This window comes from Acinetobacter sp. YH12200 (assembly GCF_013418175.1).
Classification (GTDB): Bacteria; Pseudomonadota; Gammaproteobacteria; order Pseudomonadales; family Moraxellaceae; genus Acinetobacter; species Acinetobacter pseudolwoffii.
The window spans coordinates 1-17,243 of the sequence record NZ_VPCO01000006.1; the positions used below are offsets into that span (position 1 = coordinate 1).

Genomic DNA, 17,243 nt, shown 5'->3' on the forward strand with positions numbered 1-17,243 from the left:
ATATTTTCTTATGGTTTTTAGATTTCCAGTCGATGAATACCAACTATCACCTGTAATAAATTGAATCTTTGCACCCCAACTGAGTACTTCACTTAACATATCCATAAAGTAATCATTCTTGGTTTTACTTTCAGATTTGTCATAAATTCGGAAATTAATTGGAATATTTTGACCATTTTGATCTGTCGCATACAAGGTAATGAGATTAATACCCTTGACGGATCGGTGGTGTTTGCCTGACCAAAAATAGCTAACCAAGTCCATATGTTGACTATATGGTTTATCTAAAACAGTATCATCAATACTGACTATAAGTCTATTATTATCAATATGTTGAATTGATTCTTGATATAGGTCGTGAGGTGTGTAGTCTTCACGCTCTAGAAAGCGATTTACACTATCATGCGAGATATTATAAGTCTCGGCAAGTTGTGTGCAGCTAATAGAGTTCGGTTCTGTCATGAGAAAGCCCATATAAATGGGTAATGTACAAGTTGCTGTAGAAGCATGTTTAATTCGTCTGATCACAGATACTTTATAAAGTATTTTAATACTTTTTTGAATCCGTCAATGCGTAAGTCCTAAGAAATATCAAAGCTAGTAAGAACTCACAAAGTTTTTTAACTTTCTGCTGTTCTATACTTTCATTAGCAACAGCACTCAAAATAGTTACAAGAGTGACAAATGGAATAATCAATATTAATTCTAAGAAGAAATTAAATGTATGGAAGTTAATGATAAATTGAAGGAGGATGCTTAAATTTATTGAGGATCGTATAGTTTGAATAAAGAAGTTATGTGAATTTTCTTTGATAGTATTTAAACTAAACATAGTGCCTATTGCAAATATTATATACCAAAAAAATGTATTTTTAAGTTGACTAATATCCCAGATTTGTATTTGGTATAAGATAAATACACTTAGCAAGACATAGGTAGTAATTAATAAAATAGCAGTAATAATTTTAATTTGAAAAAATGCTTTGATAACAGTGATAAGAGAATATCTGAGCTGAACATTTTTTACAGAGTAGAATATTAAAGCCATTATAAGTATGGTTCCCCATGTAATTGAGGCTAATTCTCTGGTACTAAATTGATCCATGATTTAGAAAATTGTTTTAGTTTTAATGGTTTAGTATAGTTTAATTTACGTGATTTTTTAATCCCTCCCAACATCCCTTTAAAAATGGGAGGAGCTGTCACGTAATGAATTTGATACGTGAAAGTCCCTCTTTTTTAAAGAGGGATTTAGGGAGATTAATAACAAAAAAATCCCCTCACTTGAGGGGTTTTTTATATTCGATACGAATGGAATCTTCCCCCTTTATCAAAGGGGGATCGAGGGGGATTAAACCACTGAATCATCCAAATTCGGCGCTAACCAACGTTTCGCTTCATCCAGCGTCCAACCTTTACGCTTCGCATAATCTTCCAACTGGTCGCCAGAGATTTTACCCACGTTAAAGTATTCAGTTTCAGGATTTGCATAATAGAAACCGCTGACTGATGAAGGTGGCCACATTGCAAAACTAGAGGTTAAGTAAGTTCCAATCTTGTCAGTTGTACCTAACCAGTCAAAGAGTGGCGCTTTTTCAGAATGTTCAGGACACGCAGGGTAGCCCGGTGCAGGACGAATACCGACATACTTCTCTTTAATCAAATCTTCATTCGACAATTGTTCATCTGCTTGGTAGCCCCAGAATTCTTTACGGATACGCTGGTGCAAATGTTCAGCAAATGCTTCCGCAAAACGGTCACCTAAAGCCTGCGCCATAATTGCAGAATAATCATCGCCTTTGGCTTTGTATTCTTGCGACAGCTCTTCCGCACCAAAGATTGAAACTGTAAAACCACCCAAATAATCCTGAGCCACATCTTTCTGTGCAATAAAGTCCGCCAAAGAATAGTTGGCTTTGCCTGTCACTTTATCCGACTGCTGACGTAGATGTTCAAAAGTATGGGTCACATTGCCATTTTCATCTGCCACAGCAACAGTGTCGCTTGCCACACGGTTGGCAGGATAAATGCTGAAGGTGGCACGCGCATCGAAACGTTTATTCTCGATGATATCTTTCAGCATAATTTGTGCTTGTTCAAACAAGTCACGTGCTGCTTCGCCCACTACGTCATCTTCCAGGATTTTCGGGAATTTACCCGCCAGACTCCAAGAAATAAAGAACGGTGTCCAGTCAAAATATTCCACCAAGGTTTCAAGTGGATAATTGGTGAAAGTTTCCGAACCAATGAAGTTTGGTTTTACTGGAGTGTGTGCACCAAAATCAATTTTAAAGCCATTTTCAATTGATTTTGCATAAGACAATTTGGCGGCTTTCGGCTGTTTATTGGCTAAACGTGTACGGATTTTTTCATAATCCGCCGCATAGTCCGTTGCCAGTTTTGGTTTCATCTCGGCAGAAAGCAATTGTGTTGCCACACCCACGGCACGTGAAGCATCAGCTGTGTAGTACACACCATCATTTTGATATTGCGGTGAAATCTTTACAGCGGTGTGGGCTTTAGAGGTGGTTGCACCACCAATCATCAATGGAATATTAAAGCCTTTACGCTGCATTTCTTTGGCAACAAAGACCATTTCGTCCAGAGACGGTGTAATCAAACCAGACAAACCGATAATATCGACTTTTTCATCAATTGCGGTTTGCAGGATTTTCTCGCACGGCACCATCACGCCCAGATCCACGATGTCATAACCGTTACAGCCCAACACCACGCCGACAATGTTCTTACCGATGTCGTGTACGTCACCTTTTACCGTCGCGAGCAGGATTTTACCTTTGGCTTCAGCTTGGGTTTTCTCAGCTTCAATAAACGGATTCAGCCAAGCCACTGCCTGCTTCATCACACGCGCAGATTTTACCACCTGCGGCAAGAACATTTTACCGGCACCAAACAGGTCGCCAACCACGTTCATACCTGCCATCAATGGGCCTTCAATCACATCCAGTGGACGGGTTGATTTTAAACGGGCTTCTTCAGTGTCTTGGTCAATATACGTCGTGATGCCTTTGACCAGTGCATATTCAAGACGTTTTTCAACAGATTCATTACGCCATTCCAGGTTTTCTTCGGCTTTTTGCGTACCACTTTGACCACGATATTTTTCAGCGACAGCCAGCAGCCGTTCTGTTGCATCCTGACCACTTTCGCCTTGATTCTGGTTTTGAACCACATCTTCAACGGCAGCTTTTAATTCTTTATCAATGTCATCATAAATCGCCATTTGACCGGCATTCACAATCCCCATGGTCATGCCTTTTTGAATGGCATGGTACAAGAACACTGAGTGAATCGCTTCACGTACTGGCTCATTACCACGGAATGAGAACGAGACGTTAGAGACACCACCTGAAATCATGGCATGGGGTAGATTTTCTTTAATCCAGCCAGTCGCTTCAATGAAATCAACCGCATAGTTATTATGTTCTACAATCCCTGTCGCAATCGCAAATACGTTCGGGTCAAAGATAATATCTTCAGCAGGGAAGCCCACTTCATTGACCAGCACATCATAAGAGCGCTTACAGATCTCTTTTTTGCGAGCGGCTGTATCGGCCTGACCATCTTCATCAAATGCCATCACAATCACTGCGGCACCGTACTGACGGCACAGGCGGGCACGTTCGACAAACTCGTCATAACCTTCTTTTAAGGAAATCGAGTTCACCACGGCTTTACCTTGCACGCATTTCAAACCTGCTTCGATAATCTCCCATTTAGAAGAATCGAGCATGATCGGCACACGTGAAATATCCGGCTCAGACGCAATCAGATTCAGGAAGTGCACCATGGCGCCTTGTGAATCCAGCATGCCTTCATCCATGTTGATATCGATAATTTGCGCACCGGCTTCAACCTGCTGACGGGCAACATCGAGTGCTTCGGCGAAGTTTTCTTCACGAATCAGACGCAGGAATTTTTTCGAACCGGTGACGTTGGTACGCTCGCCGACGTTCACGAACAGTGAATCTGGGGTGATGTTAAATGGTTCTAAACCGCTTAAACGACAAGCTGGCGCAATCTCAGGAATTTGACGCGGGCTAATGCCTTCCACTGCTTGTGCAATTGCGCGGATGTGATCCGGTGTGGTACCACAGCAACCACCGGTAATATTGATCAGACCGCTTTCCGCAAATTCTTTAATGAAAGCTGCAGTTTCTTCCGGTGTTTCATCATATCCACCGAAGGCATTTGGCAAGCCAGCGTTAGGATGTGCTGAAACAAAAGTATCCGCTACATCCGACACGGTTTTGACGTGTGGACGCATCGCATCTGCACCAAGCGCACAGTTAAAACCAATCGAGATCGGTTCTGCATGACGCATCGAGTTCCAGAACGCTTCTGCGGTTTGACCGGTTAAGGTACGGCCAGATGCATCGGTAATGGTGCCTGAAATCATGATTGGCAGTTCATAGCCCAGTTCTTTAAAGACTTCTTTCACCGCAAAGATCGCAGCTTTGGCATTTAAAGTATCGAATACGGTTTCAATCAGGATGATGTCGACACCACCTTCAATCAGCGCTTTGGTTGATTCAATATAATCCACTTTTAAGGCATCAAAAGTGATGTTGCGGAAGGCTGGATCGTTGACGTTTGGAGAAATAGACGTGGTACGTGATGTCGGACCAATCACACCTGCCACAAAACGTGGTTTTTCTGGGGTTGAATATTTGGCACAGGCTTCTTTGGCCAGACGCGCGGCTTCACGGTTAATCTCGGGAACCAGATCTTGCATATGATAGTCAGACATCGAAACCCGCGTACCGTTAAAGGTATTGGTTTCAATAATGTCGGCGCCAGCTTCCAAGTAAGCTTCATGAATACCTTGAATGATTTGTGGTTGTGTCAAAACGAGCAGGTCGTTATTGCCTTTCAGATCATAAGCCCAATCAGCAAAACGCTCGCCACGGTAATCGGCTTCTTCCAGTTTATGGCGCTGGATCATGGTACCCATCGCACCATCGATAATTAAAATTTTCTTGGCAAGAAGTTCTTTTAAGGTGGCAAGTGTCGACATTCAAACTTTCTCAGTAGAAATCAAAAAACATCGTCCATATTAGCAGAATTAATGCTTGAATTCTGCGCCTCCTTTCTCAGAATGATGGATATGCATGATATGAAAATTTGATAAGTCAGTTAGAACAAGACAGGTTTTTGTTATCCGGTCTATGCAGTATTCAGCTTTAAAATGGGATCTGGCTAAAACTGGCAAAAATATATTTGAAAAATTAAGCTGATGCTTTTATTCATGAAATTGTCATATTTATTGACTATGCTCTGTACATAGAAATTATGGTCATCTTAAGCGTAGAGGGAGTTTCAAAGCTTTAAGCGCAAAAACAGGACACGTTTCTGAGTTCTGAAAAGCTGGAATTTTATCTTAAGTTGATGATTTATTGAATCAAACAGCAGTGTTTTACTCGGGATTAAACAGGACGAACAGCAGTAAGAAAATCTAAATTATTGCTTCATATGACAGCAGTTTGTCATATAATTGTCACAATTTAACTGAACAATAGGGGAATTCTTGAATCCTCTATTCCTGCTTGCATGAATCCTAATCAAACTCCCATAGATTCAGCACACGAGTCGGCTTCGCACAAGTCGACCAATGTTCACGTGCCGACACCAAAATTCTTTATGCCAGTTTTTCTAACTGTCATTATCTCTACTCTTATTTATATCGGTTTTCAATTGTCTGCCGATTTAGCGCATGTTCCTGCACTGGGTTTGTATTCAATTATTCTCCTGGCGACGGCATTGTTTATTGCGCTGGGCTTTGAATTCGTCAATGGCTTCCACGATACTGCCAATGCGGTTGCCACGGTCATTTATACCAATGCACTTTCTGCGCCTGTCGCTGTAATGTGGGCCGGTTTCTGTAACTTCCTTGGGGTTATGGTGGCCAGTGGTGCGGTGGCTTACGGTATTATTGCACTGTTACCTGTTGAGCTGATCATGAATGTCGGCTCCGGAGCAGGTTTTGCCATGGTGTTTGCCATGCTGATCGCTGCGATTGTCTGGAACCTGGGAACATGGTTTCTTGGTATTCCTGCATCCAGCTCACATACCCTGATCGGTTCGATTCTGGGTGTGGGTATCATGAACTACATTCTGCACGCGAGTAGCGGTGCATCGGGTATAGACATGGAGCAGGTGATGAAAGTCGGTAAGGCGCTGTTATTTTCGCCTTTAATCGGTTTTGCATTTGCCGCTGTGCTGTTCTTGCTGGTGAAAAAAATCTTCAAGAAACAGGTGGAGCTGTTCCAGCCACCTGAAGGTAATAAACCGCCACCCCCTTTAATTCGTGCCATTTTGATCTTTACCTGTACCGGTGTCAGCTTTGCGCACGGTTCAAATGATGGTCAAAAAGGCATGGGGCTGATCATGTTGATTTTGATTGGCTGTGTACCAATGGCGTACTCACTCAACAAAAACCTAGATCAACAGCATATCCAGACTTTTGGGCAATTGTCTGCGCAAACGGCCAATGCGATTTATCCAGACCATGCGGATATTGAAGATGAAAAAGCGCGTCAGATCATCACGACTTATATCCAAACCAAAGAAATCACCCCTGAAGTGGTGCCTGCATTGGCGAGCCTCACAGATCATTTAGGTGAAAAAGTCGGTAGCTATAGCAGCATTAGGGAAGTGCCTGAAGCACAGGTTTCAGAATTCCGGAATGACATGTACTTAAGTACCACAGCTTTCAAGCGTTTGGACAAAGCAGAAGCTTTACCTGCAATGACGGCTGAACAGGACAAAACGGTAGATCAATACCGTGACAGTCTGGATTCATTCTTGCAATACATCCCGACCTGGGTGAAAGTGGCCGTTGCTCTGGCGCTGGGTCTGGGTACTATGGTTGGCTGGAAGCGTATTGTGGTGACAGTCGGTGAGCGTATTGGTAAGCAGCATATGACCTATGGTCAGGGTATGTCTGCTGAACTGGTGGCGATGTCGACCATTGCGGCTGCGGATGGTTTCGGGATGCCGGTATCGACCACTCATGTATTGAACTCTGCGGTTGCAGGTACCATGGTGGCGAATAAGTCAGGTCTGAACTTCCAGATGGTGAAAACCATTCTGTCTGCCTGGGTTTTCACTTTACCCGCCACAATTTGTTTATCAGGTACTTTGTACTGGTTGTTACTTAAAGTTTTCTAATATTATTAGATAAGTAAAAAACGCTGCTTCGGCAGCGTTTTTTTATGAAGTTTTTTAAAATCCTCTCCCTTGGAGAGGGTTGGAGAGGGTTGGGGAGAGGGGGAGAATTTTGAATAAAAATAATATTGACTCTAGGAGAAGGGTAGAGTCAAGGAAATCAATTACTTCTTAAGCTTACTCAATAATCCCTTGGGTAACTTCTCTGTCGCAAAACCATACAGGGCAGCAAAAGGTAATGCAGTTCGCGCCAGATAAGCCACTCGCCACAAACCACCATGATTCGCACCCTGCATCATCAATTCCAGTGGATGATTCAGCTTCACTTCAGGATTGGCCACAGAGGTAGCATTACGCAGATCATGAATCCACAGGGCTGCCATCAGTGCATTTGTGGTTTCAGGTGCAAAAGCTTCGACATCAAACAGACTGGCACCGTTGAACGCGGCTTTTAATAGCGGATTCTTGGTGACTGAATACGTGGTTGTAGATGGAGCGATATTGATGCTGACACGTTGACCCTGAGCGCGAGCTAAAGTAGCACGCCATTGTTGAATGCGTTTGGCCAGTGCATAGTTTGGACCTTGTTCTACCACCAGACAGTCACAAATCCCATAAGACTGGTCACCAGATTGAATCAGCTCATGCGCATTTTTCTGAAAAAAGTGTTTGCGGCTTACAGTCGATACACCTTTGGAAAAGAGTGTCTGTGCTTTGGAGCGCTCCGCATATTTCACTTTTGATGCTTCAACCACTTTACTTGGAACGGCATAGACATCGGTCGGGGTGCACATATACATCAGGCTGGTATTGGCTTTTTGTTCGCTGACATATTTCATGATGGCATCCATCGCCATCGAAACACGGACATGCTTCTCGCCATCCAGATAGGCAATTGCGGCCAGATCCAGATCCGGCTCAAACTGTAATAGCCATTTAGCAATCTCGGGAATCTGAGTCAAAAGATTGGCACCGAGTTTTTCTTTTAGAACATCGTCAGGCGTATCTTCTGCAAGTGCTTCAGTACAGGGTGCATACAGCGTGGCATTGCCTTGGCTGATGGTATCGACAATCTTGCCCCAGACCCGAGTACTGGGCAGGTCAATCGCCACAATATTGGCTTTCCATTTTGCCAGCCAGGTCAAAGGGCCAGCTTCAGATGCAGCACCAAACAGCACCATGGTTCGATCTGACAAATCAAACCATTCTGGGCGCGCCACACATTCACGCAGGGCATTGGCATGGCTGCTTTCCATAATACCTTGGTTTTCCCAACGTTCAATCTGCTCCAATAAGGCATAGCCTTGCAGCTTCTGGCCGTGGTAGGGCACATACCATTCTGGTGCAGCCTGACTGCTTCCCGTCAATTTAAAGCTATGTAGTTGATCGGCGGGCAAGGTAAGGGCATCTTTCAGTAAATGCTTCTGGCCATCACGGTAAAATTCAAAGGTCTGATGCGCCTGTGCCAGACCATCTTCAGCAATTTTCAGGCTGGCTTCAGGCGAGCTTAGCCCTTGCTCGACCAGTTGCTTAAAATGCACGGTATATTGTTTGCGCCAGTTTTTTTCTGATTGTGCCTGTGCAGCACTGTGCTGATTCACATTGGCCAAAGCTGCTGCGATGATCGCGCGTCCTGTTTTTGAGCTACTTGGTTTTTGTTGATTGGACTGAAGCGGAAATTGAAGACCGTCTGGTGTAGTGGACATGCAAAATATCTCGTAAATGACAGTAATTAATATACAGATGTATACATTATCGCTGCAAAATTCACTCCAAGATTGGCAATAAGTGACATCATGACTTTTTAATATATTACGAGATGTTTCAAATAAATAAGAGAGCCATGGCTCTCTTATTTGTTTTTAGCGGAAATATCAGACTTATCTTATATGTAGCCTTATTTCTCTAGCCTTCAATAGCCCTGATTAAAACGGAACCTGCATCAGTTTGTTCAGGAAATGCGGAATCAGGCGTGGCTCCAGAATAATGGTCATGATCACGCCGTAGGCTGCTCCCCACAAATGCGCGCTATGATTAATGTTGCTATTGCCTTTTTTGCCTGACCAGATGCTATAAGCCACATAGAGCACGGCAAAAATAATCGCAGGAACTGGTATAAAGAACACAAAAATCAGCTTCCACGGTTCAAACAGAATATAGGCAAACAGCACCGCAGAGACTGCACCTGATGCACCAAGGCTGGCCCAACGCGGATTATTTTTATGGGTCAGATAACTTGGAATAATAGCTGCAATCAGACCGCCCAGATAGAACAGAATAAAACCCAGATCATATAAATACTGACGATAAAAGCTCTCGATCACACTGCCAAAAAAGAACAGGGTAATCATATTGAATAGCAGGTGAGTTCCATCGGCGTGAATAAAACCATGGCTAATAAAGCGGTCATATTGTCCACGTTGCAGTGCCGGTGGCCAGAAAATCAGGCGATTCATCACCGTCTCTTTGGAGAAAGCAATAAATGACACAATACAGGTGATCAGAATAATGGTCACGGTATGATTAAAAGGTAAATCAAGCATATAAATGATTCTAAGGGTGCCTATTTGCCAATTATCATGCCATTAAAATTGCACTAAAGTTGTACTTTTATAATAAATCCGACAATTTTAGTTGATTTTTAAAAATTCCCCCCGATCTTCAGTTAAAATAGCCGTCTGAGCTTGAGGAAATTATTGTTATGTCGACTGAGAACAGCAGCACTCCAGTTGTTGGTGAAATTCCCAACTTATTGATTACACCAACAGCACAAGAGTATTTAAAGGATTTACTGGATAAACAGAACACCCCGGGTATTGGTGTGCGTGTTTTTGTAGAACATCCGGGTACTCCTCGCGCTGAATGTTGCATGGCCTATAGTGCACCTGATGAAGTTGTGCCGACAGATTATAAGCAGGAATATCCTGAGTTCCCTGCTTTTATCGACTCGCCATCTATTCCGTATTTACTTGATGCCGTGATTGACTACAACAAAGACCGTTTTGGTGGTCAGCTGACCTTCCGTGCACCGAACTCTAAAGTGCCACGTGTGGGTCCAGATGCATCGGTAGAAGAGCGTATTACCTATGTATTGCAGTCTGAAATTAACCCGGGTCTGGCAGGGCATGGCGGTAACTGTGCACTGGTTGAAGTCAAAGAAGACCCAGAGCATGGCTTAACAGCGGTGCTTAAATTTGGCGGTGGTTGCCAGGGTTGTTCAGCGATTGATATCACCTTGAAACAAGGGGTAGAAACCACGCTAAAGCAGCATATTCCTGAATTGATGCATGTCGTTGATGAAACGGATCATAGCCAATCTGAAGGTGCGTACATGAAATAAGCTGTCCTATAACAGTTTATTTAGCGCATTTTAAAAAACCTCGAACTTTCGAGGTTTTTTTATATCCGGCTTAAAATTTAGTGAATGTTAATGATAATAATTATCAATAGTAATTGCATTCAATAGAAAAGCTGTTACACTTTGCAACCGAATAAACATGATCTCTTCATAAATATTAGGGCGCGCAAGGTATGAATAAGCCATTCTTAAAAACAACTTTGGCATTTGCTGTAGTTTCAGCAATGGCTGTTTCAGTCCAAGCGCAAGACCAAGTTACTGAAGAAAAAGAGGGAATCGTACAGGCTGATGCGACCAAATTACAAACGATTGTGGTGACTGCGAGTGGACAGGCAGTTGATGTTAAATCTGCGCCAGCTTCAATTAGTGTCATTACGGCAGAAGACATACAGAAACAGCCTGTTTCAAGTCTGGCCGATATCTTGAAACGCGTGCCCGGCGTAACAGGGGGCCTAAGTTCAAATGGGGCAGGTTCAAAAATACAATTACGCGGGATGCCTGACAATTACACGCTGATCTTAATTGATGGTAAACGTGTGGGCTCTTCTCGAGATACCAATTATCGTGCAAACCTAGGACATCAAGATCTAAACTGGGTGAGACCAGAAATGATTGAACGTATTGAGGTTGTACGTGGACCCATGTCTTCTTTATATGGCTCTGATGCGATGGGTGGAGTGATCAACATCATTACCAAAAAAATCCCTTCAGAATGGGGTGGCTCATTGACCTTAAACCATACCATGCCAACGACATCTTCGGATTTAGGGCGAACCATTCAATCAGGACTCGTGGGATATGGCCCTTTAACCGATACACTAGGTATGCGTGCCACAGTCGGGATCACTGAACAGGAAGCGGATCAAGGCTATCAAACCTCTGACCGTAATCTTCCCGGAATGGCAGGAAGTAAAGCAACCGGACAATCGGGTAGTCGTGATCAGAATGCGAACTTAAAGTTTGATTATACGCCGAACGATATTCATAGCTTATCTTTAGAGCTGGGTTATAGCTTGCAAGAGAATAATGCCTCGACCACGCCTCAGGTGGTGGATGGTAAAGAACAGGCTTTATTAGCATGGGGTCCATCTGAGTTAGAACATCGTTCAGTGTCTCTATCACATGATGCTCAATGGGGTTTCGGTGATTCAAAAATTACGGCTTACTACAATGATTATGATCAAAGTCAGGTGACAGAGACTGGGCCGACCACACAAAAATCCAAGGAAAGCATTGTAGAAGCTAATCTCAATATTCCGTTTAAATTAGGTGTGGAGCATGTTGCGACAGTGGGAGGTCAATGGAAATCAGAAGAACTGGTTAATACCCGTAATATTGGGCTGGCTATTCCAAGTTATGACGGCAAAGAATATGGTTCAGAGCTAGAAGGAGATACTTGGGCATTGTTCGTTGAAGATAAAATTGTTTTTAATGATCAAGTCAATTTGACCCTTGGTAATCGTTTTGATCATCACGATAAATTTGGCACACATAATAGTCCACGTGCTTATTTGGTGGTGCAACCAAATGATGCATTGACCATTAAAGGTGGTGTTGCTCAGGGCTTTAGAGCTCCTTCACTCAAAGAGAATACTGCAGGTGCAGCGACGCGTTCAGGGGGGAATGGATGTACATCCTTGAAACCTTTAGGCTATGTATCGGGCGGATGTTATATGGCGGGTAATGCAGACCTGCAGCCTGAAGAAAGTACCAACTATGAACTTGGATTTAATTTTGCTCAAAATGATTTTGATCTCGGTTTAACTTATTTCCACACAGATTTTAAAAATAAAATTGAATATCGTGCTTTAGGAGAAATTAATGGGGTGTGGTGGACACAATATCAAAATGCTGAAAAAGCGCGTGTACGGGGCTTGGAAGCAAGTGTGGCATTACCACTCTTAGAGAATTTAAGCTGGAAGACCAATGCAACCTATTATTTTGAATCAAAAAACTTAGTGACTGGCAGAAATCTTTCAACGATTCCCGAGTTATCCGTTTATAGTGCACTCAACTGGACTCCCACTGATCCACTTTCATTGGAACTTGCAGCGCAATATACCGGTGAACAATATACGGCAAGTATTGAAGATACGGTAGTGATGCAAAAACCACATACGGTATTTAACTTATCTGCGAATTATGAAGTGAACGATCAAGTGACTGTTCGAGGTGGTCTCAATAATTTATTTGATAAAAAATTAGTAAATGCTTCAAATGATTATTATCTGGATCGTCAGGAAGTCTTTGTCGGACTGACTTATAATTTCTAAACAATTTAAAAGCCGCTCTCGAGCGGCTTTTAAACTTTATACTTTAAGAATCTTCAAAGTATCTTCTGAATAATAAAACTGTTCCAGATATCTGCGTGTACGTTCACGTAAATGACCTTGTGAAACCATCTGTTGAATGATCGGGCTCAACAATTGCTGTAACTCATGCTGGATTAAGGCTTCATCAATATTCAGATCACGCAGTAAGCTGTCAAAAGTATGTTCCTGATTGCGTACATACCAGGTATGAACTCCATCATGAACTTGCTGTTTTAGATAATCCGTCTGACGCAAATGATCCCAGATCTCATGTCCTAAACCGACTGTCTGATTTAAATCCTGAAGCTCAATATAATTTTTCAATACCGATACCGGCATATCTTTAATTTTATGCCAGAGATTGGCCTGAAAATGATAAAGTTTTTCATCATCAAAGTGCTGGTTCAGCACATGTTCACTCATCTGGCTCAGTTTTAAAATATTCTTTTGCAGATAACGCGCAATAGTACTGTCCAGATCCGTATCGGTGACATTTTCCAGTACCGACTTGCCCATTTTCATAAAACGGGAAACCCCGGGCACGCTTTTAGCGATGACAGAATTATCCAGATAATCCTGAATGGAATGCTGGATCAGTTGCGTGATCATGGCCGAAAATGCCGGATTATTCACGACGGTCTTAATCAGACGCTGACGATGGCCACTTTTACTGGCAACATATTGTGCGATTTTATCCACGGTCAGGACTGGAATCACATCGGCAATTTTGGTCGTATCGTTGGCCGGATGTACCAGTGCAAAACGGATATGCTCAGCAATCTGCTCAATCAGAAAGCTGCTGGCAGCAGTATCCAGAATCTGTTTTTGCAAAAGCTGATGAATCAGATCACAGCTCCATAGATCTTTCAGGTTCTGTTTACGTAACCACAGATAAAACGCATGAAACTCAGTTTGAATCGTTTCAGATTGAGAAAATGCCTGATCGAGAAAATCAAGTTGAGCATCGATCAACTGCTCAATCATCGGGTGTTTCTGCATAACGGCTCTGAAACTTAATTTAAAGGAATGAGTTTATCAGCAAGCGGGTTTTTTAGGGTCTGGGTCTTGGCCAGAAAAGGCAAATAATGTTGTGCCACCTGTTTTTCTGCTTCCAGAATCGGTATATGCCCGACATTGTTCAGAATCACTGGCGTTTCGGCACGTTTCAACAGGGCATGCAGTTCTTTAACCACTTCGACATTGATGATCCGGTCCTGTCTGCCCCATAAAATTAAGGTCGGTGCTTCAACTGTGCGGGTCAGGCGGGCAAAGGTTTCCGGTGTGTAAATCCGGTTCAGCATCACGACCTGATCAATCGATTTACTGGTCTGCTCAGAACGTGAAATCAGCAGTTTTTCCTGTGCATACTGGAGCTGATAAGGAATCACCGGCGGGTTCTGCATCAGCTGTCTGGAGACATCTTGCAGATCACCGGGCTTGCTGACGATTAGGTCTTTTAGGGCTTGCGGGTCTTTGGTATAGGGCGTATTGCCCATTTTATACAGGCCGGCACTATTGATTAAAAACAGGCTTTGCGTATCGAAGGGATATTGTGAGGCATAGACCGTGGCAATCGATCCCCCCAGGGAATGTCCGGCAATATGTAAATTCTCGTCTACATTTAAGGTTTCAATGAATAAACGCATCTGAAAAGTCACATTGGGCACAGAAACATCGAAATTCTCCGGAACCTTGGTATCGCCGTTGCTCGGCAAGTCAGGAATAATCACATGATAATGTGGAGTCAGAAACTGTGCGACCCGATTCCAGTTATCTCGCGTTCCTGCCAGACCATGAATCAGCAGAATTGAAGGCTTGTTCTTTGCACCACCTTCACTGTAGCTCCAGGTCACATCACCGATTTTAAGTGTCTTGGATTGAAGTCCAGCCTGTGTTCGTTCCTGCAGCAGATGTTGTTGTAATATTTTGGCAGGCTTTTCATTCGGCTGGCTAAACATATATTGACTATGTGCAAAGCTCGGCAATGCCATCGTAAACGCGACTAAGGTCGAGCAGATTATTTTCGAGCGCAACTTTATTATTTTCTTCATTGGCACATTCCCCAAAAAATATACAGCGAGCAAATTGCTCAAATACTTCCATGTTGTAAATTTGCTATTTCAGTCAAATAAAAACATTATTCTTCATTCTATTTTAAATCAATCCTGGCGCTTGTCACCCATTAGTTTTTTGCTGAACAGCATTGAATGATCTAGAAATGTGATGTGCTGCACACAAAATCCCTGCTGAAATGAAATTAGATAAATGTTAAAAATTTAAGCAGCTAAGATTTTTTGCAAGTGACATTCAAAAAAACTGGCAGTAAAATATTGCAACTAAAACATCGGTGATAGAAAAGAATGCTCACAGCTCAAGAAGCTTTAGAACGTCTTAAACAAGGGAACCAACGTTTTGTCAGCGGTGATACCTCGCATCCAAAACAACTGAGCCACCAACAGCGCGCAGAAATGGCAGAGGATCAGAACCCATTTGCAATTGTACTGGGCTGTTCAGATTCGCGTGTCCCAGCTGAAATGGTTTTTGATCAGGGTCTCGGTGATCTTTTTGTGATTCGTGTTGCAGGCAATATTGTCGCACCATCACAGGTCGGGAGTGTTGAATTTGCGGCGGAACGCTATGACTGTGCTATTGTTGTAGTCTTAGGTCATAGTCATTGTGGCGCGATCCAGGCCACCATTGATACCTTAATGTGCCCAGATTGCCCGCCGTCGGCAAACCTGATGTCGATTGTAAATCGAGTACGTCCTTCAGTTGAAACCTTAATGCAAACTGAACTGAAAAATGACTTGGCAAAATTGTCCAAGCATGCTGTGCGTTCTAACGTATTTGCATCGGTTAACCAACTACGTCATGGTTCAGCAGTATTAGAAAATCTGATTGGGCAAGGACAACTCAAAGTGGTCGGTGCTGAATATTCACTGGAAACAGGTGAAGTATTGTTCTTTGATTTTTAGGCAAAATTTATTTAAATACAGTCTAAAATAACTTAAAGGCGCTTTATAAAGCGCCTTTAATGTATGGATAGGCATTATTTAGCAGGATGGTTTGTGCCTTGGCATTTGGATGAATCAGATCCTTTTGCATCAGGGTTTTATTGCCGGCCACACCCTGCATAAAGAACGGTAACAATTTCACCTTATATTGCTGGCTCACTACCTTATAATTATTTTCAAAGGCCTTGCTATAGGCCTGTCCATAATTAGGCGGCATCTTCATACCAAATACCACGACTTTGGCCTTGGCTTTCTGGCTTTGCTGAATCAGGCTGGCTAAATTTTTTTGAATCATTTGCGGCGGCTGTCCACGTAAGCCGTCATTACCCCCCAACTCAATCACCACAAGGTCTGGACGATGCGTCTGCAACAGTTTCGGCAGTCTGGCCAGCGCTCCGCTGGTGGTTTCTCCACTGACACTTGCATTGACCACTTTATGCTGTTTCGGATACTGTTGCTCTAAACGTTTTTGTAATAAATGTACCCAGCCTTGTTGTGGCTGAATACCGTAACCAGCACTTAAACTATCACCTAAAATCATAATCGTCTTTGCTGATACCCCGAGCGGTAACAGGCACAGACTGAGCAAAAACAAGTAAGACAATACCCGAGTTTTCTGATTAAGATCTTTCATATAGGACACGTATGATTCAAAGTAGCAACGATTCGAACATCATGCCACAGGCGATTATTTCTGCCCAGAAATTGACACAAAAGATACAACTTTCACAAAAACAGCTGACTATTTTTGAGGATCTTGATCTGGAGATTATGGCAGGCGAGCAGGTGGCAATTACCGGTCGTTCCGGCTCGGGGAAATCCACATTGCTAGGCATTCTGGCAACGCTGGATCAGGCCAGTTCAGGCCAGCTCATCGTCAGTGGCGAGTCGGTTTCTACCTTGAATGAAGAACAACGTGCGTTGGTGCGCCTGAAAAATATCGGGTTTGTGTTTCAGTCTTTTCAGCTCTTGCCACATCTGACTGCCCTTGAAAATGTCATGTTGCCACTGCGTTTACAGCCCAGTTTCAAATATGCAGAAGCTGAACAAAAAGCCTTGGCGCTACTGCATAAAGTTGGTCTGGATCGACAGGCACAACAAACCCCGAAAGTCCTGTCTGGCGGGGAGCAGCAGCGTGTCGCGATTGCCCGGGCACTGGTCAGTGAACCGAAAATTATTTTTGCCGATGAACCCACAGGCAATCTCGACGGTGAAACTGCCAAGGAAATTGAACAGCTTTTGTTTCAGTTGAATCGGGAACTGGGTACGACCTTGGTGCTGGTGACGCATGACCGCAAACTGGCACAGCAATGCCAGCGACATTTTGAACTGCTGAATGGCCAGCTGATTGAACATCCGAGTGGAGGATGA

General features: G+C 43.2%; 12 protein-coding genes. 5 read left to right on the top strand and 7 right to left on the bottom strand.

Going from position 1 to position 17,243, the window contains the following annotated elements:
* The coding region (locus FTU90_RS05365; protein WP_180072006.1) for a transposase at positions 1–528 on the bottom strand (528 nt) is incomplete at its 3' end.
* Between the two features lie 823 nt (positions 529–1,351).
* Positions 1,352–5,038, bottom strand: a complete 3,687-nt coding sequence (gene metH, locus FTU90_RS05370; RefSeq protein ID WP_180072007.1) for a methionine synthase — start codon at positions 5,036–5,038, stop codon at positions 1,352–1,354.
* 533 nt (positions 5,039–5,571) lie between these two features.
* Here metH and FTU90_RS05375 point away from each other — a divergent pair.
* Complete coding sequence (locus FTU90_RS05375; protein WP_005096235.1) at positions 5,572–7,191, top strand: inorganic phosphate transporter; 1,620 nt, start codon at positions 5,572–5,574, stop codon at positions 7,189–7,191.
* Positions 7,192–7,352: 161 nt separating this feature from the next.
* Here the strand turns inward: FTU90_RS05375 and FTU90_RS05380 are convergent, their stop codons facing one another.
* Positions 7,353–8,894: a hypothetical protein gene (locus tag FTU90_RS05380; RefSeq protein ID WP_180072008.1), complete on the bottom strand. Its 1,542-nt coding sequence runs from the start codon at positions 8,892–8,894 to the stop codon at positions 7,353–7,355.
* Positions 8,895–9,113: 219 nt separating this feature from the next.
* A complete protein-coding gene (locus FTU90_RS05385) occupies positions 9,114–9,731 on the bottom strand; it encodes a rhomboid family intramembrane serine protease (RefSeq protein WP_005096237.1) in 618 nt (205 codons plus the stop codon).
* Positions 9,732–9,889: 158 nt separating this feature from the next.
* On the opposite strand from FTU90_RS05385, the gene nfuA reads away from it, so the two are divergent.
* Both nfuA and FTU90_RS05395 read left to right on the top strand, forming a co-directional pair.
* Positions 9,890–10,528 (top strand): Fe-S biogenesis protein NfuA, encoded by a 639-nt coding sequence (nfuA, locus tag FTU90_RS05390; protein WP_005096238.1) that lies wholly within the window; start codon positions 9,890–9,892, stop codon positions 10,526–10,528.
* A 191-nt stretch (positions 10,529–10,719) separates the two neighbouring features.
* Positions 10,720–12,819, top strand: a complete 2,100-nt coding sequence (locus FTU90_RS05395; RefSeq protein ID WP_180072009.1) for a TonB-dependent receptor domain-containing protein — start codon at positions 10,720–10,722, stop codon at positions 12,817–12,819.
* Between the two features lie 36 nt (positions 12,820–12,855).
* Here FTU90_RS05395 and FTU90_RS05400 read toward each other — a convergent pair whose 3' ends face one another.
* On the bottom strand, positions 12,856–13,857 hold the full coding sequence (locus tag FTU90_RS05400) for a hypothetical protein (protein ID WP_005096242.1): 1,002 nt from the start codon (positions 13,855–13,857) through the stop codon (positions 12,856–12,858).
* A 14-nt stretch (positions 13,858–13,871) separates the two neighbouring features.
* Entirely contained in the window at positions 13,872–14,909 is a 1,038-nt protein-coding gene (locus tag FTU90_RS05405) for an alpha/beta fold hydrolase (RefSeq protein ID WP_180072010.1), read from the bottom strand.
* A 309-nt stretch (positions 14,910–15,218) separates the two neighbouring features.
* On the opposite strand from FTU90_RS05405, the gene FTU90_RS05410 reads away from it, so the two are divergent.
* Entirely contained in the window at positions 15,219–15,833 is a 615-nt protein-coding gene (locus tag FTU90_RS05410; RefSeq protein WP_005096244.1) for a carbonic anhydrase, read from the top strand.
* Between the two features lie 43 nt (positions 15,834–15,876).
* On the opposite strand, the gene FTU90_RS05415 is transcribed toward FTU90_RS05410, so the two are convergent.
* Complete coding sequence (locus tag FTU90_RS05415; RefSeq protein WP_005096245.1) at positions 15,877–16,506, bottom strand: arylesterase; 630 nt, start codon at positions 16,504–16,506, stop codon at positions 15,877–15,879.
* An 11-nt stretch (positions 16,507–16,517) separates the two neighbouring features.
* On the opposite strand from FTU90_RS05415, the gene FTU90_RS05420 reads away from it, so the two are divergent.
* On the top strand, positions 16,518–17,243 hold the full coding sequence (locus tag FTU90_RS05420; protein ID WP_005096248.1) for an ABC transporter ATP-binding protein: 726 nt from the start codon (positions 16,518–16,520) through the stop codon (positions 17,241–17,243).

What these genes read in the sequence shown, in the direction of transcription:
- metH (WP_180072007.1), bottom strand. Translation starts at nt 5,038, where the DNA reads ATGTCGACACTTGCCACCTTAAAAGAACTTCTTGCCAAGAAAATTTTA.
- FTU90_RS05375 (WP_005096235.1), top strand. Translation starts at nt 5,572, where the DNA reads ATGAATCCTAATCAAACTCCCATAGATTCAGCACACGAGTCGGCTTCG.
- FTU90_RS05380 (WP_180072008.1), bottom strand. Translation starts at nt 8,894, where the DNA reads ATGTCCACTACACCAGACGGTCTTCAATTTCCGCTTCAGTCCAATCAA.
- FTU90_RS05385 (WP_005096237.1), bottom strand. Translation starts at nt 9,731, where the DNA reads ATGCTTGATTTACCTTTTAATCATACCGTGACCATTATTCTGATCACC.
- nfuA (WP_005096238.1), top strand. Translation starts at nt 9,890, where the DNA reads ATGTCGACTGAGAACAGCAGCACTCCAGTTGTTGGTGAAATTCCCAAC.
- FTU90_RS05395 (WP_180072009.1), top strand. Translation starts at nt 10,720, where the DNA reads ATGAATAAGCCATTCTTAAAAACAACTTTGGCATTTGCTGTAGTTTCA.
- FTU90_RS05400 (WP_005096242.1), bottom strand. Translation starts at nt 13,857, where the DNA reads ATGCAGAAACACCCGATGATTGAGCAGTTGATCGATGCTCAACTTGAT.
- FTU90_RS05405 (WP_180072010.1), bottom strand. Translation starts at nt 14,909, where the DNA reads ATGAAGAAAATAATAAAGTTGCGCTCGAAAATAATCTGCTCGACCTTA.
- FTU90_RS05410 (WP_005096244.1), top strand. Translation starts at nt 15,219, where the DNA reads ATGCTCACAGCTCAAGAAGCTTTAGAACGTCTTAAACAAGGGAACCAA.
- FTU90_RS05415 (WP_005096245.1), bottom strand. Translation starts at nt 16,506, where the DNA reads ATGAAAGATCTTAATCAGAAAACTCGGGTATTGTCTTACTTGTTTTTG.
- FTU90_RS05420 (WP_005096248.1), top strand. Translation starts at nt 16,518, where the DNA reads ATGATTCAAAGTAGCAACGATTCGAACATCATGCCACAGGCGATTATT.